The sequence below is a fragment of the Litchfieldella rifensis genome (assembly GCF_042646605.1).
GTDB lineage: Bacteria > Pseudomonadota > Gammaproteobacteria > Pseudomonadales > Halomonadaceae > Litchfieldella > Litchfieldella rifensis.
Map to the genome: position 1 here is coordinate 1 of NZ_JBHRUG010000002.1, position 19,298 is coordinate 19,298.

Sequence of the window (19,298 nt, forward strand, 5' to 3'; positions counted from 1 at the left end):
TCAGACGATGCTGCTTCCAGGAGCGGACGGCCTCCCCGGTAACGGGTGCCTAACTCTAGCAACTCATATGGTGTCAACATACAAGGAGCGGCTTCAGCCGCGATGAAGGGCCTCCTGCTCCAGATGGATGAACAGCTTCTCCCTCGGCCAGCGCACTTTCTTGAGGCCGGCCAGGCGGTCGTTTTCGATATCCCGATAGCCTAATGCCATGAGGACGACACTGCGCAGGCCGTGTTCCTCGAGACCCAGCAATGCGTCCAGGCTTGCGGGATCGAACCCCTCCATGGGCGAAGCATCCACCTGTTCCACTGCAGCCGCCGCCAGGGCCGCTCCCAGGGAAAGGTAGGCCTGCTTGGCGGCCCAATGAAACCTTTCTTCCGGGGAGGAGAAGCCGTTGACGGCGCCCTTTATCGCGTTGCTGTAGTCTTCCAGGTCCGCCAGGTGCATACCACGTTCCTCGGCGGTCAGCCGGATGAAGTCATCGACATGCGTGGCGTGAACCGAGTCCCAGGCGGCGAATACCAGCAGGTGGGAAGACTCGGTGATCTGAGGCTGATGAAAGGCCGCCGGCGAAATCATTTCGCGCAGCGCTTCATCCTCTATCACCAGAACGGCATAGGGTTGCAACCCGTAGGAGGATGGCGCCAGGCGTGCGGCTTCCAATATCCTGTCCACTTTTTCCTGCGGGACTTTTTGCCCGTTCATCCGTTTCGTCGCGTAGCGCCAGTGAAGGGCTTCGGTGATGCTCATACGGTATCTCCGGATTTGATGTACCGAGTGGAGGCGGCGCGCGCACCGCGGTGAAAGAGGATCGTGCCGAGCGCGACCAGTATGCCCGCCAGGCCCAGGTTGGGGGGCAGAGCCTCGCCCAGCGTAAAGACAGCGATCAGTGTGCCGACCAGTGCTGCCACCGTCCCGATCTGGCTCAGGTAGACAGGGCCCGCGAGCTTCTGCAGCACGAAATAGAAGAGGTAAAGCACCGAGAACACGGCGACTTCCACCAGCAGCAGCCGGATCGCCGAGGCGGACTCGAACAGTGCCTGCATCTGCCCCGGCTCGAAGAGCAGCGCAAAGGGTAACAGCGCCAGCGCGCCGCCAAGCATCATCAGCGCGGCGAGGAAGACGGGGGCAGCACCACTGGGCCAGCGCAGGGTGCGATAGATGTTGCCCAAGGCGATTACCACCGGCATCGCCAGCACCAATACGACCCAGCCTTGGCTGCCGTCTACGCCCCCGGCCTTGGCAGCCGCCAGTAGCAGCCCACCGGAGAGCCCCAGCAGCACGCCGAGAAGCCGCAGCGTGCGCAGGCGTTCCAGACTCAATAGTACGGCCAGTAGCCAGGTGATGAGGATCGGGAAAGCGAAGCTGAGTGAGACGAACCCCGCTCCGACATGCCGCACCGCCAGAAACCCTAGGGCGTTAGGCAAGGCGAAGAGCGCACCGGAGACGATGGCATACTCGAGGGTGCGGCGCGTGAGCGAAATCGGCTGGCGTTGCAGTGCAGTGATCGCGGTCAGCACGATCCCGGCTCCCGCCACTGCCACCATCAGAAAGGTCAGGCGTGGCACGCCGGCCCCGTCGGCCAGTTTTGCCACCACCAGTGACAGCGCCAGAAAGGTGCCGACCAGCAGCAGGCAGCCAAGCGCATAGAGTCCGACCCGATTGATGATATTGCGCGATAATTCTGGATTCGCCATGATCCGTCTCCTATGGTATGCACAAAGAATCTTAGCAAAAAGTATCTTAACGTCAAGGTAAATAGACAGCCATGAACAGAGTAAAACTGGCAATCAGCCAATGGCAGCGGGAGATGCCCATGCTCGACCTTCTGCCGATGGAGGTCGTTGGCTATCTGAAAACCATGCAACTGATTAGCCGTGGCTATCTGGAGCCCTTCTTTCGGAGCCACGGCCTGCAGTTGGGCGAGTTCGACGTGCTGGCCACCTTGCGCCGGTCCGGCGCGCCCTACTCGCTGGGGCCGACGCAGTTGTTCGAGGCCCTGATGATTTCTTCGGGGGGCATGACCAACCGCTTGGATCGGCTGGAGAGATCCGGCCTGATTGTCCGGGCGCCCAACCCCGAAGATCGGCGTGGGACGCTGGTTTCCTTAACGGAAAAAGGGCGTGAACTGATCGATCGGCTCGTTCCGCTTCATGTGGAGAACGAAGCACGCATCCTCTCCACCCTCAGTCGAGAGGAGCAAGAGACGCTGAGCGAACTGCTGGGCAAACTGCTCGACGGGCTGGACGAAGGGTAGGCCGCCCGTCAGGGCTCTGTGCCGGCATGGGCATCCCGCTCACCGGCACGCTGGCAGACACGCCAGCCAAGCTCGCCGCCGAGTCGCTGCCCTCGTCTTGTCTGATCATGGTGGGGAGTGTAGTGAGGATGGTCGAGACCAATCCGGCAGTGGTCGATCGGGTTGATGCGATGGAACGTTTTCGGGAAAAATGGGAGCTGGGGCGGAATCTTGGGCGAACACTAAACTAGGGAAAATGGCTGTGACCAGCATCAGAGTGACCAGTGACTGCCTCATATTTCCCCTCCCTCGGACTTCACGACAATGCCCAAGCAATACGCCATGTAAGAAAAGATGCATCCAGTATAGCCCTGCCAGGCTGGCCTTTACGGAGGCTTCTGGCTCGCGATGACGACACCGATGGCGGCCACGCCCATGCCCATCCAGGCCAGCGGTGGCATGGCTTCATCGATCAACAGCCACGAGAGCAGGGCAGCGCAAGGTGGCACCAGGTAGAACAGCGCCGAGACGCGCGAGGCTTCCCCACGACGAACCATGGCCAGCAGCAGGGTAATGGCGATCAGGGAGTTGCCGATCACCAGGTAGGCAAGGGCAGCGATCATCTCACCGGCCCAGGTGATGTGCAGGCTGCCGAACAGCAGCCCGAGTGGCAACGTGGTGATCAGGCCCGCGGCATATTGCACCGTGTTGGCGGTGACGGGGTGCTGCGCCACGCTGAAGCGCTTTTCGTAAAGGGTGGCGGCGGTGATGCCCAACAGGGCCGCAACGGCACTGGCCAACCCGAGCAGCGAGGTGGCTTCGATCGTGGAGCGACCCAGAATGACGATCACGGCTCCCGCCAATCCCAGCACGAAACCGATCCATCGCGTCAGGCCGATCACTTCCTTGACCAAGGCCGGGGCCAGCAGCGCGACGAGAACCGGCTGCAGCGAGACCACCAGCGCCACGGTGCCTGCCGAGGTGCCGAGCGCGAAGGCGGTATAGCAGAACCCGAAGTAGACCGTCTGGATCAGGATGCCGACCACGCTCAGATGCAGCCAATCGATGCGCCTCGAGGGCATAGGTGGACGTAGGCAGACGATCAGCGGTGCCAGCACCACAAGCACCAGCGCATAGCGCAAGGTCAGGAAAACGATGGGGTCGACATAGGCCGTGCCGATCTTGGCGACCGGGAAGCCCAATGACCAGAGCAGCAGAAAGGCTGCCGGGGCAGCACGCAACCAGGGGGAGGGAGGGATAGCGGCCGGCGTTCCCGTCATGGGGATACGCTCGTCCGACACAAGGAGCGCTTGGAAACTCTCAGGCTTGGTGCTGTTGCCACTGGGCACGATGCTCTCCCGCGGTTTGAGACGTGCATGTATTGCGAGAGACTAGATGGGGGACTAAGTTAAGTCACGTTACTGGAAAATAAATTCGATATAAGCTGCGCTTAACTCATGAACTTGACACAACTGCGCGCGCTGGTCGCCGTCGCCGATACCGGCAGAATCAGCCAAGCGGCCGAGCGGCTAGGTGTGACGCAATCGGGAGCCAGTCAGGCGCTCTCTTCTCTCGAAGAGTCGCTTGGCGTACGCCTCGTCGTGCGTAGCCAGCGTGGCATGTCGCTGACCGCCGTGGGCGAGAGGGTCGTCGTGCGGGCACGGGAGTCGCTCGCCAGCCTGGAGGCGATCCGCACGATTGCCGACGAGGCACTGGGAATCGAGCGTGGGCAGCTGACGCTGGCCAGCTTCCCCTCGGTGATTTCGACACTGCTCCCTCCCCTGCTGCAGCAATTCAACACCCGGCACCCGGGCATCAAGGTCATCGCCCTGGAAGCGACCGACGAGGAGGTCGAAGCGTGGTTGGCAACCGGTACGGTGGATGTCGGGGTCGTGACCCGGCTGTCACCCGAGCGCGTTGGCGCGATGTTCTATCGCGATGAATGGGTCGCCGTGGTGCCCGCGGCTCATCCGTTGTCACGCCCCGCCGGCCGCGCCGTGCCCTTGGCGACACTGGTGGCCGAGCCGTTCGTCCTGGCCACCGGCGGTTGCACGACCCACGCGCGCCTTATCGCCCAGCAACACGGGCTGGTACTCGGCGATGTGAGGGTCGAGGTGCGTGACTGGGCCAGTGCGTTCGCCCTGATTCGCGAGGGGCTGGGTGTGTCGCTGGTCCCGGTATTGAACCTGCCGGAAGAGCGACGAGGGCTGCGCGTATTGCGGTTGGAAACGCCGATTTATCGCGATCTGGGCCTGGAGGTGGCGCCGCAAAGCACCGACTCCGCCATCGCGTTGGCGTTTCTGCACATGGCCTCGCAGTTGGATATTCGCAAAATGCCCTCGTTTGCCACGCTGGATGGCTGATATCGAAGATCGTCACTTTTCTTGTGATTCGGGGAGCGTTTCTCCCCCTGCCCCGAGCGCCCGTTGCATCAGCACCGTATCCAGCCAGCCACCGAACTTGAAGCCCACCGATTTGAAGGTGCCGATGGGCTCGAAGCCGCATTTACGATGTAAAGCGATCGAGCCGACATTATTGCTGTCGCCGATCACCGCGAGCATCTGCCGCCATGAGCCTTGTTCGCAACGAGCAATCAGCACCTCCAGCAAGGCCTTGCCGATACCGCGACCACCCATGCCCTCAGCGATGTAGACCGAGTCTTCCACGGTGTGGCGGTAGGCGGGACGCGGCCGGTAGGGCGTCGCATAGCTGAAGCCGAGGATGTGCTCCTGCCGGGCGGCGACCAGGTAGGGGAGTCCGGCGGCCAGTACGGCTTCACGGCGTGAACGCATCTCGTCCAGTGTCGGCGGTACTTCCTCGAACGACGCCGTGCCGTGCAGCACGTGGTGGGTGTAGAGGGCCTGGATGCCCGGCATGTCCGCGTCCCGTGCATCGCGCAGGCTCCAGGTGTTGCCACGATCGGTTTCGGAGGCCGACGCTTCGATAAGCCCTTTCGAGGTGGGAATATCGTGCTTCACTGCCATGCTCGGGATCCTCTCTGGTCAGGTATCGGCAGTATGGACCTGCTCAGCATGGCCAGTCATGGCTCTGGACTCGGCCTGAGCCGATAACGACCAGTATTCGGCTTCTTGGGTAAACTGAAGAACCTGGTAATTCATTCGCCCTCTGCCGCCACCGGCAGCTTGCACACATCCACCCACTCGGCTTCGACCAGCTCTGCCAGTCGTTCAGGGCACAGGCGTACGGCAGTGTGCTGCGAGCCAGCGGCCGGCAACACCTCGGGGTAAGCCTTGAGCGACTCATCGCAATAGACCGGTAGCGGCGTGGTCAGCCCGAACGGACAGACCCCGCCGACCGGATGGCCGGTCAATTCCAGCACCGTCTCGGCATCCAGCATTTTCGCCTTGGTATCGAAGGTTTCCCGCAGCTTGCGGTTATCGAAGCGCGCATCGCCACTGGCGACCACCAGCACCTGCCGCTCGCCGACACGGAAGGCTAGCGTCTTGGCGATCTGCCCCGGTGCCACGCCATGCGCTTCGGCGGCCAACGCCACGGTAGCGGTGCTGACGTCCAGCTCGATGATCTCGATATCCGGAGCCTGCGCGGCGAAAAATCGACGAACGGATTCCACGCTCATGCGATTGCTCTCCTCGGTCATGCATCGGTAGAGGGTAATCAATAACCGATGCACAGGCTGAATGCCACTGTCGCGGGGTGGAATACACCAAGATGGCTGGCGTATCATCGCCGCGTCCAACGCAGGAGATTTTCGATGAAGAACCCCAGGATTCGCGACAACGCCCTGAAGGCGCAACTGCGCACCCCGATGTTCAAGATGCAGCAGCAGAAACCCAAGAAGGGCAAGGGAAGCTACTCCCGCAAGGGGCGGGAGTATCGCCAAGCAGCCTGACTAGGCGGTTTCGCGATGCTTCCGCTACTTTTGCCACCCCCACGACTTCCTTCCCAATCAGTACCCTATCGATGCCGGGATGCTACGGATACGCCGCCGTGCGTGTGGCTAACGCCAGTCAGCCATTAAACGAAGGTAGGGTTGCACCAGTGCCTGGCCAGCCTGAAACTGTTTGGCCCACGCATTGCTTGCCGATGCCGGTTCTTACATAAATAAAAAAGTCCCCCGAAGGGGACAGGGGAGCACGCCAGCTCACTCGGTTTATCGCTACTTCGTAGCGACGTTGAAATTCGGGAAAGTCTCCAAGCAATATCCTCTTAGTATAGCCAAGCCGTGCTTGGCTATATCTATATAATACCATTCGAAAATCGCGCCAACTTGAATGAACTCGTTGAAAAACAACGAGTTGAAATAATCCTAACCGCTCTGTGTGAATGGTGAAGTCTCCGTGTAGAGGTTTTCCATGCACCAATGAGGGCCTTTGTGTGTTGCAGTGCATCATGTTGGCGCATGCGTGTGATGTTTGTTTCCGGACAGCATAAGCAATGGGTAGGATTGGCTGGAACTACGTTTGGTGGGCCGATAGCGGCATGTCCGATGTCGGCTTGATGTTCTGGTTGAAGCGGAAGACATTCGCTGGATCGTACTTGTTCTTTAGTGCGACCAGCCGCTCATAGTTGGCGCCGTAGGCAGCCCTGACTCGGGTTTCGCCTTCGTCACCCAGGTAGTTGACGTATGCCCCGCCTTCCAGGAAGGGCTCCGCCCTAGCGTAGCATCGACGCCCCCATGCGATGTTGGTCTCTGAATCCGCGGGATCGTCCCACATCCGTAACACGAGGATGCTGTGCTTCGCCTGCCGGTAAGCGAAGGCGGTGTCATGGGTTTCCACGCGACTGACCGCTCCACCCAGGTGTTCGATGGCGATCGCGGCAAATGGCGCAGGCATGTCGGCGACGAAGAAGTCGACGATCGCATTGATGGCGTCGTCGCTGAATTCACGGACGAAACCGCTTTTCCAGTAGTGGCGCATGCCCGGCTGGAAGACTTCGGTCAGCAGGTTCTGGACCGTCGCGTACGGAACGGAGTCGATGGTGTCGAGCATGGGAGAACCGAGTTGCCGTAGGGGCCGCAGCACCTTCTCGCCGGCGTCGATCTCCCCGCAATAGCAGACCTCGAACGCAAGCCCCGGCCCGTCGGGTGTCGAAACGAGGGTCGCATCCGCACGCAGCTCGTCCGGGGCATCGGTCGACCAGTCGCGGTAGAATCGCAGCGCCGTCCTGGCCTGGTCCAGAGGGAAAATGATCTCGCCCCCGAGTACAGGCCCGACGGGATGAAGCCGATACTCGAAGGACGTCACTACTCCAAGGTTGCCACCACCGCCGCGGAGGCCCCAGAACAGGTCCTCATGCTCGTCGACGCTGGCTGTCACGAGCGTGCCGTCCGCGGTCACCACTTCGGCGGATAGCAGGTTGTCGCAGGCGAGACCGTACTTGCGGTTGAGGCGCCCGATCCCGCCTCCCAGGGTGAGTCCACCGATCCCGGTGCTGGGGACGATTCCGCCAGTGGTGGCCAAGCCATAAGCCTGGGTTGCGCGGTCGAAGTCGCCCCACGTGGTACCGCCTGCGGCACGGGCGGTGCGTTTGTCCGGATCGACGCTAACGTTTGTCATCCCCGACAGGTCGATGACCAGGCCTTCATCGCACACGGCGCTGCCCAGGACGCTATGGCCGCCGCCACGCACGGCGATCGGCAGCTCCGTTTCGCGGGCAAAGTTGACGGCCGCGATCACGTCCGTCACATGTGCACACCGCACGATCAGGGCGGGGCGTCGGTCGATCATCGCGTTGAAGACCTGGCGAGCCTCGTCGTATCCCTCGTTCTCCGGCACCAAGAGCTGCCCTCGTAAGCTGTCCCGGAATTGCCGAATGCTGTTGCCGTTGACAGTCATGATCGCTCCCCTTTTTTCAGGATGTTCCGCATCTCAAGCTTGTGTCAGGAAGGCAAGGGGCGCTTCGGTGAAGCTACCCAATCTGCACCGCGTGGAAATATGGGTAATTTCCGCCAGGCATGAGATGGGGTCAGAGCAGTCCGTGATGGCAGGCGTAGGCCGTGGCTGCGGCCCGGGAAGGAACGTTTAGCTTGGCGAGAATGTTGCTCACGTGGCGATCGATCGTACGCTCGCTCACGAAGAGCTTGATCGCAATGGCTTTATTGGTCTTGCCGGCGGCGATCAGGCGAAGGACTTGCACTTCGCGGGGTGTCAGGCCATGGCGATTGCCGGGAGTGCCTGCGGAGGCGAGGGCATCGAGACGGGACAACTCAGATGAGGCTCCCAATTGCTGGAGGCACCAATGCGCCGTGTCGAACTCCATCCTGGCCGTGTCCTCGTCGCCGAGCTGACGACAGGCGAGCCCGATGAGAATCCGCACGCGCGCCAATTCATACTGGGCGTCGAGTGCTTCCCAAGTCTTGCATGCCTGGCGAAGCGGCCCCAGAGCCGCCAGGGGCTCGCACTCGGCAAGCAGGATCGCGCCCTGTGCACTAGTCGCCAAGGCTTGCAGGAAGGGAGCGTCCAGCATCTCGGCAATCCGGGAGAGCTCGTCAGCACCGGCCCGCGCCGCCGCCACATCTCCCACGGCGAGCATGATGTCGATGTAGGCGGGGAGGACGTCGGTGCGGGTTTTCTGGTCGCTCGCCTCGTTCACGATCCGCCGGATGGCGACCTCGGCAGCTTCTACCTGGCCTTGGGCCAGTCGCAGGAGGGCCAGGCCAGGCTGAAGCGTATATCCCCATCTGCTGGCCTGTTCGTACGCCTGCTCGGCCTCGACCCGCTCTCCACGCAGGCGATGCAGTTCGGCACATAGGTAGAAGGCATAGCCGGTCGCGGCCTCGCCAGGCCGATGACGGAGCTGATGGCAAGCCTTCTTCGCTTCATGCATGGCGTCTAGCCAAGCGCCGTGCAACAGCATGATCTCGGCACGGTGCACCAGGCACCGCCCACGGTAGGGGACCAGATCCGGTTGGGACTCGCACCAGCGGGTCAGCGCCGTTGTCCACTCCTGGGCTCTGCGCAGATCGAAAATCTGCTGGCATGTCTCGATCACGCCGCAATAGATTATTCCGGCGGCCAGAGGGGATAGCTCGCCGGCTTCCACCGCTACCATGGCTTCGTCCAGCAGGGCCGCGCCTTCGTGGATCCTGCCCGCCCCGATCAAGGATTGACCCTGACCGAGGCAGGATATGGCCACCAGGTTCGGGTCCCCGAAGCGGCGACCGAGTTCACCCGCTCGATGAAAGGTGGCGTGCGCCCCTGCGTGATCGCCCTCCCCAAGACTTCGGAGTGCGTCAGGGATCATCACGTAGCCTGCTTCCACGCAGTCGAGTCCTTCCTCCTCGATGAGCCGCCGAGCTCGAGAAATCCAGGCGCCGCCTCGCGCCTTCTCACCGCTCATGAGCAGCCCGAAGCCCAGCCAGAACGCACACCGGGCGGAACGCGCAATATCGCCCGCGGCTAGAGCGTCGTGGTGAGTGCGTGTCCACAGGTCGTAGCTCTCGACATCCTTGCCTAACAGATAGGCGGCAGTGGCGAGTCGCTCGAGGTCATCCGGCGCCAGCGATGTCCCGCGGGCCGCACCGGACAGCTCGGCGTAGGCATCCGCCCAGGCCTTCCGCTGAAAGGACGCCCGCCCTGCGTGAAGTGTTCCGGCCGTGTTCATAAACCCTCTACCGGGGCGCCGGTCGTATCGCGGAAGCCTGACGCCCGTTGAAGCATCTGTTCTTTTAACCGTGCCTTTGATGGTTATAGCGCAGATCCAATCCGCTGGCAGCCAAGCAGCGCTCAGTTTTCTGTCCGCCCGGATGCTTGTTTCATGCCCTGAGGAAGATACGCACCCAACCACTTGTACATGATATAGGTGTCCACGAGCCCGAGCCTTGCATGGTCGTAGCCCCTCGGGACCGTGCCGATGATCTCGTATCCCAGTGACTTCCACAGCTTGATGGCACCTTCATTGGTCGATACCACGGCGTTGAACTGCATCGCCAGATAACCCGCCTCGATGGCCACGTCTTGGGAGTGCAGGCACATCGCTCTCGCAATACCCCTGCCGCGCGCCTCGGGCGCGACCATGTAGCCGCAGTTGCAGACGTGAGCCCCCGGACCTGCCGCATTGGGCTTCAGGTAATACGAGCCCAACACTTCAGCGTTCTCCTTGGCGATGAACGTGAATTGCGGGAGCTCGCACCACAGACGGTAGGCATCCTCGTAGCCGATGTCGGGATCGAAGGCGTAGGTTTCCCGGGCCTTGACCACGGCCTTGAAGGTGGGCCAGAAAAGCCGGAAGTCGTCTGTCGTGATTTCTGTGATTTCCATGGAGCCGGTATCCGAGTGGGTAATCGCTTGCTAACTCTCCCAATGGCTGGCCGGCAGCCTCTTGAGATGCACATGGCTGGTCAGGCGAATCGTTGGACGGATCAGGAACTGAAAGCTGCCGATGATGAACAGCCATATCCCGACCTTCTCCATGCTCGGATTAGAGAAACAGGATGCTGCCCACCAAAAACCAGATGGCGATCAGGAAGTCGTTGATGATGCTGAGCGTCTCGTAGCGACGCCGAATGATCAATTCCTCCCGCCCGACATGTAGAGTCAGTGGGTTGTCGACCCGAGTATCGGGCATGGGCAGCCTCCTGTGTCATCGTGACTGAAGCCGATGAGGCGATACACCGGCTCAAGCCTGTCCCGTAAAGGCCTCGAACACTTCCTGGCCGGTCATGTTCCTGGTCTGATTGGCGAAATCGTAGAAAGTCGGCTTCTCGTCAATGAAGATTTGCGCGGTGAGGCTCCAGGGTTCGCCGCCATCGACCAGGCCAACCGGGACCGCGTAGTGCTTGCTATCCCGGAGTCGGTAGAACAGGTGGGTGCCACACTGGCGGCAGAAACCGCGTTCGGCCCAGTCCGACGAGCGGAACACCGTGATCTCGTCCTCTCCATCGATCCGTACTTCCTTGACCGATTCCAGAGCCAGCAGGGGACCGCCGCCCCAGATGCGGCACATGTTGCAGTGGCAAGCTCCTACCTCCTGATTGTCGGCCATGATGGTTAAACTGACCGCACCGCACAAGCAGCTCCCGCGATATTCGTTGGTGGCTGACATCTTTCTTTCTCCTTGCTGGTATTCCCGGTTCCTGTGTTGGGCGCACAAGGCGCTGAGCTTTGTCTGAAAAGTCGGCGAGCGATGACCAGACAAGGCAAAAATTGGTGAAAAGACGGAATTTACGCAGGGTAAATGAGTACTTTGAGCCAATTTTTAACGCCGTATGGTCGAGCGCAGGCAGTTTTCAGACAAAGCGTAACCAGTGTAGCCAGTGATGTTTGTAATGGGGAGATGACTAGCCGTGGTCGGTGACTTGCTCCCTTATCAGTGCCAGCAGGGCCGTGGCAGCCGCCGAGAGCGGGTGGCGTCGGCGCATGATGACGCCTAGTTCTCGGTCGATAGTCGGCATGACCAGCGGGCGGTAGTCGATGCCGTCGTCGGCGATCTGGCGGAAACTCAAGGCCGGCAATACGCTGATGCCGATACCGGCTGCCACCATGCGACCCACGGTAGCGATCTGGCTGACGTCACAGAGAATGTCGAGCGGCTTGCCGACCTCGGCCATGATCCGGTCGATATCCTGGCGTGAGCTGGACAGGCGGTTGATGCCGATAAAAGGATGCCCCGAGAGCTGTGCCCAGGTCACCGTGCCCTGTTCCAGCAGCGGATGCCCCAACGGGCAGACGGCCACGTAGCGGTCGACCAGTATCGGCTCGAAGACCAGGTCCTCCGATTCCAGCGGCGGCACCGAAAACCCCAGGTCGGCACGCCCTTCGCGGACCAGTTGGTTGACCTGCTCGGCCAGCACGTCGTGCAGGCTCAGATTGATGCGTGGGTGGCGTGCATGGAAGGTGGCGATGAGCCCCGGCAGCAGGCCCGCGGCCAGGGTCGGCAGAGCGGCCAGGTTGATCTTGCCCCGCTGCTTGGAGAACAACTCGCCCAAGTCCTCGAAAGCTTCGGTCCAATCGTGGAGCAGGCGGATCGCCACCGGCAGGAAGGCCTCGCCTTCCGGGGTCAACGACAGCTGGCGCGTGGTGCGCGCGAACAGCGGTCCGCCCACCGTGTCCTCGAGCTTGCGAATGGCGATGGACAGCGCCGGCTGCGACAGGTGAATACGCTCGCTGGCCTCGGCCAGGCTGCGCGAATGGGCCACGGCGACGAAGGCCTTGAGCTGCTTGATGCTGGGATTCATTTAGAAAATATAACGAAAATTAAAAACTATTCAATATACAAAATAATCCCTTGTGGCGACCATGCAAGGGAGCGGCGCCACGCGCCGGCGCCGGACGACAACGACAAGCCATAGCAACGATCCACAACAACGATCCATAACAACAGGGGCCCTGCGATCCGGGCCATGGGAGCCAACCATGAAGAAGACGCTGTTCACCGCCATAGCGACGAGCCTGGCCATGCTCGCTGCGGCCGCTACCGTCCAGGCCCAGGAGCGCCTGCTGATCGGTTCGACCTCGAGCTCCTCGAGCCACTACGGCTACTTCGTGGCCGTCAACCAGATCCTCAACAATCAAGTCGACGGTATCAGTTCCTCGGTGGCCGAGACCGGCGCGACCGTGGACAATCTGCGTCGCCTCAGCCGCGGCCAGATCGACCTGGGGCTGGTGACCACCAATACCGGCTACCATGCCTATGATGGGCAGGGCGACTTCGAGGGCCGCCCGGTCGACAGCCGGCTGCTGTGGGTCTACACCGTGGCGCCGCAGAACGTGGTGATGCGCGAGGATGCCGGGGTCACTACCTTGGAAGGCCTCGAGGGCGTACGCCTTAACCCGGGCATCACCGGCTCGGCTACCGAGAGCACCACCGAGGCGGTAATGAACACGCTCGGCATTTCTCCCGACTATGTACGCGGCTCCACCACCGACGTGGTCGATTCGATCAAGGATGGCCGGATTGCCGGTTACGTGAAATCCGGCGTCGGCAACCGCCTCGACGGCTCGACCCTGGACATTGCGACCTTCACGCCGGTCGAGGTGCTGTCGCTCAGTGACGACCAGGCGGCCACCCTGCGCGAGCAGATGCCGGACATCGCGGTCGTCGACATCCCCGAAGGGGCTGCGGATGGCATTCCCGCCTATACCACCTGGGCCTTCGGCGTGGCCGTGCATGCCCATCCGGACCTCGACGAAGAGACCGCTTACCGGATCGTCAAGGCGGTGATGGAAAACCCCGAGCCCCAGGCCAATGCGTTTGCTGCGGTCAAGGATGCGGATCTGGCGCGCATGACCCTCGAGGTCGGCACCGTGCCGCTGCACGCCGGTGCGGCCCGCTATTACGAGGAGCAGGGGCTGGAGATCCCCGACGCCCTGCAGCCCGCACAATAACGGCCATCGAGGAGCTCTCTCATGCGTGAGAACCTGACCAAGGCGCTGGCCCTGGCACTGGGTGGGCTGATTCTGTACACCTCGGCCACCGGCCCCTTCGACAGCCTGGTCCAGCGTGCGGTTTTCCTTGCGCTGGTGATTCTGCTCGGGCTGACCGTCTATCCACTGGGAGCCGGCAAACGCTGGCGCCCGCTAGGCATCGCGGTGGACCTGACACTGGCAGTGGGAGTGGTGCTGGCCTGCGGCTATGTGGCGATGAACCATGAGCGGATTCTGGTCGAGCTGCCCTGGGCGACGCCCCGCGACATGTTGCTGACCGGCGTGCTGCTGGTGACGATCCTCGAACTCTCACGGCGTGCCATCGGCATGATCTTCCCGCTGCTGGTGGTCGCGGGGCTGGCCTACGCCCATTTCGGCGCCGCCATTCCGGGGCCATTGGGCCACCGCGGGTTCGATGTCTACTACATCACCGAAACGATCTACCTCGGTGACCTGGGGGTATGGGGGATGCTGGTCGGTGTGGCCGCCACCACCATCGCCGCCTTCGTGCTGTTCGGGTGCCTGCTGCTGCATACCGGTGGCGGCCAGACCTTCATGGATCTGGCGTTGCGTGTCAGTGGCCGTTCCCCGGGTGGGGCCGCCAAGGTCGCCACCGTCGCCTCGGGTCTGTTCGGCATGGTCAGCGGCAGTGCGGTGGCCAATGTGGCCACCACCGGCAACTTCACCATCCCGATGATGAAGCGCTTGAATTATCCGGCTCCTTTTGCCTCGGGCGTCGAGGCGGTAGCGTCCACCGGTGGCCAGATCGCGCCGCCGATCCTGGGTGCGGCGGCCTTCATCATGGCCGAGATCCTGGGCGAGAGTTATGTGCGCATTGCACTTGCCGCCTTACTGCCGGCAATTCTCTTTTACCTAGGCGTATTCCTGACCATTCATCTGGTGGCGGGGCGGCGCAACCTGCAAGTGGTGCCTGACGACGAACTGCCGTCCTGGCCCGCGGTATTGCGGCCCGAACGTATCGTGCCGATCCTGGCGGCGTTGGGCGGGCTCTTCTATGGGGTGCTCTCAGGACGCTCGATCCAGACGGCGGCCTTCTACGGCATCCTGATGACCACCTTGACCTTCGTGCCCTTTGCGTTGTTGGCGAAGACCCCGGCTCGCGCCATCCTCGGCAGTCTGCTGTCGGGCTTGATCGATGCCGGTAAGGGCATGGTGATCATTGGGGTATTGCTGGCCGGTGCGCAGATCCTGGTGGCGATGATCGGCATGACCGGCATCGGCGTGACATTGGCCAGCCTGATCGTCGATATCGGCGGACAGTCGATGTTCCTGGTGGCCTTTATCGTCGGTGGCGTGTGCCTGATCCTGGGCATGGGGATCCCGACGACGGCGGCCTACGTGCTGGTGGCCTCGGTGCTGGCGCCGGCGCTGACCGAGATCGGCGTCGAGCCGCTGATCGCTCACCTGTTCGTGTTCTATTTCGCCACTCTGTCGGTGATCACGCCGCCGGTGTGCGTGGCCGTGTTCGTCGCCTCGGGCATCGCCCGTACCAACTGGTTGCCGGCGGCGGGCGAGGCGGTACGCCTGGCGGCGGCGATCTATGTGATCCCGTTCCTGCTGTTGATCTATCCGGCATTGGCGGGGTTCGGCAGTTGGACCGATATCCTGTTGGCGATCTGTCAGGGCGTGGTGTTCGTGCTGGCTTTCGCCTCACTGATGTCGCGGGTAGCGATCACCGGTATCCGCGCCTTGGATATCGGAGGGTTGATCGTGGTGATCGGCCTGGCGCTGACGCCAGGCTGGATCACCACGTCGGCGGCGCTACTGGTGCTGACGATCCTGTATGGATGGCGCCGCCATCTGACGCCCAAGGTGCCGGGACTCGGGCGAGGGGGGGTATCCCACTCTGGTGCCACCCAAGCGAAGGAGAGCCGCTCATGACATTCCTGCTGGGAAGCGGGGCCGGTTTCTCCGGTGATCGCACCGACGCGGCGGTTCCCGTGGTGGCCGAACTGATTCGGCGCGGACAGCCGGCCGCACTGCTCTTCGAAACCTTGGGCGAGCGGACGTTGGCGGCGGCGCATCGGGCCATGCGGGACGACGCCAACGCTGGTTACGAGCCGCTGCTCGACGAGCTACTGGCCCCGGTACTGGGCGACTGCCTGGATCACGGCATCGCCATTCTCGGCAACTTCGGTGCGGCCAATCCGGGCAAGGCTTGTGAGGTGGTGGCCGAGTTGGCCAATCGCTCCGGGCGTTCCGAGGCACGTATCGGTCAAGTTCATGGCGACGATATCCGCGCCCGTCTGGGGGAACTGGATCTTGAGCCCTGGGAAGCGGAAACCCGCGACCTGCCCGGTCCCGACCAGTTGATCTCGGCCAATGTCTATCTGGGCGCCGCGCCATTGGTACAGGCCCTGGAGCTCGGGGCCGAGGTGGTGGTGACCGGGCGCGTGGCCGATCCTGCGCTGTTCCTGGCGCCCCTTGTCCATCACTTCGGTTGGGCCTGGGACGACTGGGATCGCCTGGCCGCCGGCATGATGGCTGGCCATCTCGGTGAATGCGGTGCCCAGGTCAGCGGTGGCTACTTCGCCGATCCTGGGCACAAGGACGTGTCCGGCCTGGCGACGCTCGGCTATCCGATCATCGAGGTCGAGGCTGACGGCCGCCTGGTGGTGACCAAGCCGCCCGGCACGGGGGGCTGTGTGACCGGGCAGACGGTCAAGGAACAGTTGCTCTACGAGGTGCACGATCCGGCCAACTACCTGACGCCCGATGTGGTGGTCGATCTCACCGCTGTGACGGTGCGCGAGATCGGCCCCGATCGGGTAGAGGTAACGGGAATCGCCGGCAAGCCGGCCCCCGAGCGGCTCAAGACCACGGTCTGCTACGAGGGTGGCTGGCAGGGCGAGGCGGAGATCTCCTATGCCGGCCCCAATGCCCTGGCACGAACGCAACTGGCCGCGGAGATACTGCGCGAGCGACTGGCCTTCCGGGCGCCGTCGGCGTTGCGCAAGCGGCTGGATATCGTCGGGCATGCCAGCGTCTTCGACGACGACGACGGCGCCCTGCAGCGCGAAATGCGGGCAGGGTGGGGGGGCGATGGGGATTTTCGGCTGCGGCTCGCCGTCGAGCATCCCGAGCGCGCCTGGGTCGAGCGCGCCACCCAGGAGCTGCTGGCGCTGTACTGTGCCGGGCCGGCCGGTGGCGGTGGCGTGCGCCGCCATTTCCAGCGCCGGGTGTGCACGGCGTCCTACCTGGTCAAGCGCTCCGATGTGGAGCCCTTCGTCACCCTGGCCGAACAGAGGAGTCATGACCATGTCGCAAGCTGAATGCCGTCACGGGCGGATCGTCGTGCCGCTGCACCGCATCGCCCATTCGCGGGCGGGTGACAAGGGCGATCGGCTCAATCTATCGCTGTTCGCCTATGAGCCACATCACTATGAAGCCTTGGTCGCGCAGGTCACCGAGGCGCATGTGCAGGGGCTGTTTGCCCATCGCGGCGCCAGCCGGGTGCGCCGTTACCTGATGCCGAGCCTGGGTGGCATGAACCTGGTGATCGACGACGTGCTGCAGGGTGGGGTCAACGGCGCCCTCAATCTCGACGGCCACGGCAAGACGCTGTCGTTCCTGCTGCTGGGAATGGAGGTCGAGGTCGAGGCACGGTTGCTGAACTACTGATAGCCCTTGGCCTGCAGTCGGAATAGGTGGGCATAGAGGCCGTTCCGGGTCAGCAGGGTGGCGTGGTCGCCGTGTTCGACGATCCGGCCCCGGTCGATCACCAGGATCTGATCGGCGGCGCGCACCGTGGAGAAACGGTGCGAGATCAGGATGGTCATCTTGTCGTGGCTGTGTTCGCGGAAGCGAGCGTAGACCTTGGCCTCGGCGGCGGCATCCATGGCCGCGGTGGGTTCGTCGAGCACCAGGATGTCGGCTCCCTCGCGCATATAGGCGCGCGACAGGGCGATCTTCTGCCACTGCCCGCCGGAGAGTTCCTGGCCGTGCTTGAACCAGCGACCCAACTGGGTGCGATAGCCGCTCGTCATGCGCGAAATGAAATCGTCGGCCAGGCCGCTGCGTGCCGCCGCCTGCCAGCGGGCCTCGTCCTCGAAGGCATCGACATCGCCGACCCCCAGGTTCTCGCCGACCTGCAGTTGGTAGCGCACGAAGTCCTGGAAGATCACCCCGATGCGCCGACGCAGGGCCTGGATGTCCCATTCGCGAAGGTCGCTGCCATCGAGCAGGAGGCGGCCCGTGGTGGGGGAATAGAGGCGGGTGAGCAACTTGATCAGGGTGGTCTTGCCTGAGCCGTTCTCGCCGACCAGCGCCAGGCTCTCGCCGGGCTGCAGGTGCAGGCTGATAGCGTGCAGCACCGGGGTGTCGGTCCCCGGGTAGGTAAAGCCGACATGCTCGAAGCGGATACCGTCGCCCGGGATGGCGCCCTCGGTGAGGGTACCGCTGTCGGTTTCCACCGGCTGCTCGAGGTATTCATAGAGATTGGAGAGGTAGAGGTTGTCCTCGTACATGCCGCTGATCGCCGTCAGGCTCGCCGAGAGTGCCGCCTGGCCCTGCTTGAACACCATCAGGTACATGGTCATCTCGCCGAGAGTCAGGTTGCCGCCCACGGTCTCGATCACCACCCAGGCATAGGCGCCATAAAAAGCCAACGTGCCCAGCAATCCGAGCAGGAAGCCCCAGGTGTCGCGGCGAATGGTCAAGCGCCGGTCCTCGGCATACAGCGCATCGAAGATGGCGCGATAGCGCTCGAGAAACAGCGACCCCAGGCCGAACAGCTTGACCTCCTTGATGCTGTCCTCGCGGGCCAGCACAGTCTCCAGATACATCTGCATGCGGGTCTGGGGCGAGCGCCAGCGAAACAGTCGGAAGGCGTCACCGGAGAACTTGGCCTCGGAAACGAACACCGGCATGGCGCCGATCACCAGGATCAAGATTGCCCACGGCGAGAACTGGACCAGCAGTACGCCGAAGCTCAGCAGCGAGATGGCATTCTGCGCGAGCGTAAAGGTCTTGTTGACCAGTGCCAGTGGGCGGGCGGAGGCTTCGCGCCGGGCGCGGGTCAGCTTGTCGTAGAGCTCCGAGTCCTCGAACTGGGCCAGCGACAGGGTGCCGGCCTTCTCGAGAATCATCACATTGACCTTCTGGCCGAGCAACGCGCGCAGTAGCGACTGCTGGGCCGAGAGTCCACGCTGGGCCAGGGCGATCAGGGCAATCACCAGGGCTTCGAACAGTACATAGCGCAGTACCGGCCACAGCGCGGCATCTCCCGTCTCACGCTGGGACTGCATGGCGGCGACCACCGCATCGACGATCAACTGGCCGACCCAGGCTGCCACCGCCGGCAATACCCCGGCGACCAGGGTGCACAGCGCCAGGCCGATCGTCAGGGCACGCGAAGTGTCCCATACCAGCTCGAGCGCCCGGCGGCTATAGCGAAACACCCCGAAGAAACCGACCAGGGGGCTGGTATCGCTAGGAACGGGCTGGGGCCGGTCGGCAGGCGAGGAGGACAAGCGAACGAATCCTTTTGGCGGTCAGGAAGGGATAGTGTAACGCTCTGCGTGCCGCCTTCCCTGGCGACGAGGGTGATGGCTTATGCGGGATGGCGTGCCGTGATGGTCCACGAACTGGAGGCCATGACGATGCCTTCATCCTGCTGGTAGGAGCGTAGAGCATCGCGTTGTTCGCTGACCTGTGTCATGGTCGTGCCTCCAGGATCGGGTGGAAGGGGACCG

The 19,298-nt window shown here is 62.8% G+C and carries 21 protein-coding genes; 8 read left to right on the forward strand and 13 right to left on the reverse strand.

Translation table 11 applies throughout. The features are described 5' to 3' along the window. Positions 1–93 precede the first annotated feature (93 nt). Together ACFOEV_RS00665 and ACFOEV_RS00670 are read right to left on the reverse strand one after the other, a co-directional pair. Complete coding sequence (locus ACFOEV_RS00665) at positions 94–750, reverse strand: nitroreductase family protein (RefSeq protein WP_386770562.1); 657 nt, start codon at positions 748–750, stop codon at positions 94–96. Beyond that, positions 747–1,697 carry an EamA family transporter gene (locus ACFOEV_RS00670; RefSeq protein ID WP_386770564.1) on the reverse strand — a complete coding sequence of 317 codons (951 nt, stop codon included), beginning with the start codon at positions 1,695–1,697 and terminating at the stop codon, positions 747–749. Before ACFOEV_RS00670 ends, ACFOEV_RS00665 begins: the two co-directional genes overlap by 4 nt. A 119-nt stretch (positions 1,698–1,816) precedes the next feature. Between ACFOEV_RS00670 and ACFOEV_RS00675 the strand changes: the two genes are divergently transcribed. Continuing rightward, the gene (locus ACFOEV_RS00675; RefSeq protein ID WP_386770566.1) at positions 1,817–2,257 is read left to right on the forward strand and encodes a MarR family winged helix-turn-helix transcriptional regulator; all 441 of its coding nucleotides are present in this window, start codon (positions 1,817–1,819) and stop codon (positions 2,255–2,257) included. A 26-nt stretch (positions 2,258–2,283) separates the two neighbouring features. Beyond that, positions 2,284–2,487 carry a hypothetical protein gene (locus tag ACFOEV_RS00680; RefSeq protein WP_386770568.1) on the forward strand — a complete coding sequence of 68 codons (204 nt, stop codon included), beginning with the start codon at positions 2,284–2,286 and terminating at the stop codon, positions 2,485–2,487. Between the two features lie 135 nt (positions 2,488–2,622). Here ACFOEV_RS00680 and ACFOEV_RS00685 read toward each other — a convergent pair whose 3' ends face one another. Then, positions 2,623–3,516: a DMT family transporter gene (locus ACFOEV_RS00685; protein WP_386770569.1), complete on the reverse strand. Its 894-nt coding sequence runs from the start codon at positions 3,514–3,516 to the stop codon at positions 2,623–2,625. 177 nt (positions 3,517–3,693) lie between these two features. Here ACFOEV_RS00685 and ACFOEV_RS00690 point away from each other — a divergent pair, with 177 nt between their 5' ends. Continuing rightward, positions 3,694–4,599 (forward strand): LysR family transcriptional regulator, encoded by a 906-nt coding sequence (locus ACFOEV_RS00690; protein ID WP_386770571.1) that lies wholly within the window; start codon positions 3,694–3,696, stop codon positions 4,597–4,599. Positions 4,600–4,611: 12 nt separating this feature from the next. Here ACFOEV_RS00690 and ACFOEV_RS00695 read toward each other — a convergent pair whose 3' ends face one another. Continuing rightward, positions 4,612–5,220: a GNAT family N-acetyltransferase gene (locus ACFOEV_RS00695; protein WP_386770573.1), complete on the reverse strand. Its 609-nt coding sequence runs from the start codon at positions 5,218–5,220 to the stop codon at positions 4,612–4,614. 131 nt (positions 5,221–5,351) lie between these two features. After that, on the reverse strand, positions 5,352–5,834 hold the full coding sequence (locus ACFOEV_RS00700) for a YbaK/EbsC family protein (protein ID WP_386770575.1): 483 nt from the start codon (positions 5,832–5,834) through the stop codon (positions 5,352–5,354). A 135-nt stretch (positions 5,835–5,969) separates the two neighbouring features. Between ACFOEV_RS00700 and arfA the strand changes: the two genes are divergently transcribed. Continuing rightward, positions 5,970–6,107 (forward strand): alternative ribosome rescue factor ArfA, encoded by a 138-nt coding sequence (gene arfA / locus ACFOEV_RS00705; protein ID WP_386770577.1) that lies wholly within the window; start codon positions 5,970–5,972, stop codon positions 6,105–6,107. A gap of 565 nt (positions 6,108–6,672) precedes the next feature. Here the strand turns inward: arfA and ACFOEV_RS00710 are convergent. The 7 genes from ACFOEV_RS00710 to ACFOEV_RS00740 all read right to left on the reverse strand — a co-directional run bounded on the left by ACFOEV_RS00710 (position 6,673) and on the right by ACFOEV_RS00740 (position 12,395). After that, positions 6,673–8,055, reverse strand: a complete 1,383-nt coding sequence (locus ACFOEV_RS00710; protein WP_386770579.1) for an FAD-binding oxidoreductase — start codon at positions 8,053–8,055, stop codon at positions 6,673–6,675. Between the two features lie 130 nt (positions 8,056–8,185). Beyond that, on the reverse strand, positions 8,186–9,823 hold the full coding sequence (locus ACFOEV_RS00715) for a LuxR C-terminal-related transcriptional regulator (protein WP_386770581.1): 1,638 nt from the start codon (positions 9,821–9,823) through the stop codon (positions 8,186–8,188). 122 nt (positions 9,824–9,945) lie between these two features. Next, positions 9,946–10,479, reverse strand: coding sequence for a GNAT family N-acetyltransferase (locus tag ACFOEV_RS00720; protein ID WP_386770583.1), 534 nt, complete (start codon positions 10,477–10,479; stop codon positions 9,946–9,948). 30 nt (positions 10,480–10,509) lie between these two features. Beyond that, positions 10,510–10,632, reverse strand: a complete 123-nt coding sequence (locus ACFOEV_RS00725; RefSeq protein WP_386770587.1) for a YrhK family protein — start codon at positions 10,630–10,632, stop codon at positions 10,510–10,512. Between the two features lie 7 nt (positions 10,633–10,639). Then, a complete protein-coding gene (locus ACFOEV_RS00730) occupies positions 10,640–10,786 on the reverse strand; it encodes a YrhK family protein (RefSeq protein ID WP_386770589.1) in 147 nt (48 codons plus the stop codon). A gap of 51 nt (positions 10,787–10,837) precedes the next feature. Next, on the reverse strand, positions 10,838–11,263 hold the full coding sequence (locus ACFOEV_RS00735) for a GFA family protein (RefSeq protein WP_386770591.1): 426 nt from the start codon (positions 11,261–11,263) through the stop codon (positions 10,838–10,840). A gap of 235 nt (positions 11,264–11,498) precedes the next feature. Further along, the gene (locus tag ACFOEV_RS00740) at positions 11,499–12,395 is read right to left on the reverse strand and encodes a LysR family transcriptional regulator (protein WP_386770593.1); all 897 of its coding nucleotides are present in this window, start codon (positions 12,393–12,395) and stop codon (positions 11,499–11,501) included. A gap of 178 nt (positions 12,396–12,573) precedes the next feature. Here ACFOEV_RS00740 and ACFOEV_RS00745 point away from each other — a divergent pair, with 178 nt between their 5' ends. The 4 genes from ACFOEV_RS00745 to ACFOEV_RS00760 are packed head-to-tail and all read left to right on the forward strand — an operon-like array spanning position 12,574 to position 17,226. Then, positions 12,574–13,545, forward strand: coding sequence for a TAXI family TRAP transporter solute-binding subunit (locus ACFOEV_RS00745; protein WP_386770595.1), 972 nt, complete (start codon positions 12,574–12,576; stop codon positions 13,543–13,545). Positions 13,546–13,566: 21 nt separating this feature from the next. Continuing rightward, a complete protein-coding gene (locus ACFOEV_RS00750) occupies positions 13,567–15,486 on the forward strand; it encodes a TRAP transporter permease (protein ID WP_386770597.1) in 1,920 nt (639 codons plus the stop codon). Continuing rightward, positions 15,483–16,877, forward strand: coding sequence for an acyclic terpene utilization AtuA family protein (locus tag ACFOEV_RS00755; RefSeq protein ID WP_386770599.1), 1,395 nt, complete (start codon positions 15,483–15,485; stop codon positions 16,875–16,877). The genes ACFOEV_RS00750 and ACFOEV_RS00755 overlap by 4 nt, the downstream gene beginning before the upstream one ends. After that, on the forward strand, positions 16,864–17,226 hold the full coding sequence (locus ACFOEV_RS00760) for an AtuA-related protein (protein WP_386770601.1): 363 nt from the start codon (positions 16,864–16,866) through the stop codon (positions 17,224–17,226). The genes ACFOEV_RS00755 and ACFOEV_RS00760 overlap by 14 nt, the downstream gene beginning before the upstream one ends. Here the strand turns inward: ACFOEV_RS00760 and ACFOEV_RS00765 are convergent. After that, a complete protein-coding gene (locus tag ACFOEV_RS00765) occupies positions 17,220–19,076 on the reverse strand; it encodes an ABC transporter ATP-binding protein (protein ID WP_386770603.1) in 1,857 nt (618 codons plus the stop codon). The two genes, ACFOEV_RS00760 and ACFOEV_RS00765, sit on opposite strands and share 7 nt — an antisense overlap. Positions 19,077–19,298 lie beyond the last annotated feature (222 nt).

What these genes read in the sequence shown, in the direction of transcription:
- ACFOEV_RS00735 (WP_386770591.1), bottom strand. Translation starts at nt 11,263, where the DNA reads ATGTCAGCCACCAACGAATATCGCGGGAGCTGCTTGTGCGGTGCGGTC.
- ACFOEV_RS00755 (WP_386770599.1), top strand. Translation starts at nt 15,483, where the DNA reads ATGACATTCCTGCTGGGAAGCGGGGCCGGTTTCTCCGGTGATCGCACC.
- ACFOEV_RS00725 (WP_386770587.1), bottom strand. Translation starts at nt 10,632, where the DNA reads ATGGAGAAGGTCGGGATATGGCTGTTCATCATCGGCAGCTTTCAGTTC.
- ACFOEV_RS00745 (WP_386770595.1), top strand. Translation starts at nt 12,574, where the DNA reads ATGAAGAAGACGCTGTTCACCGCCATAGCGACGAGCCTGGCCATGCTC.
- ACFOEV_RS00715 (WP_386770581.1), bottom strand. Translation starts at nt 9,823, where the DNA reads ATGAACACGGCCGGAACACTTCACGCAGGGCGGGCGTCCTTTCAGCGG.
- ACFOEV_RS00740 (WP_386770593.1), bottom strand. Translation starts at nt 12,395, where the DNA reads ATGAATCCCAGCATCAAGCAGCTCAAGGCCTTCGTCGCCGTGGCCCAT.
- ACFOEV_RS00695 (WP_386770573.1), bottom strand. Translation starts at nt 5,220, where the DNA reads ATGGCAGTGAAGCACGATATTCCCACCTCGAAAGGGCTTATCGAAGCG.
- ACFOEV_RS00680 (WP_386770568.1), top strand. Translation starts at nt 2,284, where the DNA reads ATGGGCATCCCGCTCACCGGCACGCTGGCAGACACGCCAGCCAAGCTC.
- ACFOEV_RS00720 (WP_386770583.1), bottom strand. Translation starts at nt 10,479, where the DNA reads ATGGAAATCACAGAAATCACGACAGACGACTTCCGGCTTTTCTGGCCC.
- ACFOEV_RS00690 (WP_386770571.1), top strand. Translation starts at nt 3,694, where the DNA reads ATGAACTTGACACAACTGCGCGCGCTGGTCGCCGTCGCCGATACCGGC.
- ACFOEV_RS00760 (WP_386770601.1), top strand. Translation starts at nt 16,864, where the DNA reads ATGTCGCAAGCTGAATGCCGTCACGGGCGGATCGTCGTGCCGCTGCAC.
- ACFOEV_RS00700 (WP_386770575.1), bottom strand. Translation starts at nt 5,834, where the DNA reads ATGAGCGTGGAATCCGTTCGTCGATTTTTCGCCGCGCAGGCTCCGGAT.
- ACFOEV_RS00675 (WP_386770566.1), top strand. Translation starts at nt 1,817, where the DNA reads ATGCTCGACCTTCTGCCGATGGAGGTCGTTGGCTATCTGAAAACCATG.
- arfA (WP_386770577.1), top strand. Translation starts at nt 5,970, where the DNA reads ATGAAGAACCCCAGGATTCGCGACAACGCCCTGAAGGCGCAACTGCGC.
- ACFOEV_RS00670 (WP_386770564.1), bottom strand. Translation starts at nt 1,697, where the DNA reads ATGGCGAATCCAGAATTATCGCGCAATATCATCAATCGGGTCGGACTC.
- ACFOEV_RS00730 (WP_386770589.1), bottom strand. Translation starts at nt 10,786, where the DNA reads ATGCCCGATACTCGGGTCGACAACCCACTGACTCTACATGTCGGGCGG.
- ACFOEV_RS00710 (WP_386770579.1), bottom strand. Translation starts at nt 8,055, where the DNA reads ATGACTGTCAACGGCAACAGCATTCGGCAATTCCGGGACAGCTTACGA.
- ACFOEV_RS00665 (WP_386770562.1), bottom strand. Translation starts at nt 750, where the DNA reads ATGAGCATCACCGAAGCCCTTCACTGGCGCTACGCGACGAAACGGATG.
- ACFOEV_RS00685 (WP_386770569.1), bottom strand. Translation starts at nt 3,516, where the DNA reads ATGACGGGAACGCCGGCCGCTATCCCTCCCTCCCCCTGGTTGCGTGCT.
- ACFOEV_RS00750 (WP_386770597.1), top strand. Translation starts at nt 13,567, where the DNA reads ATGCGTGAGAACCTGACCAAGGCGCTGGCCCTGGCACTGGGTGGGCTG.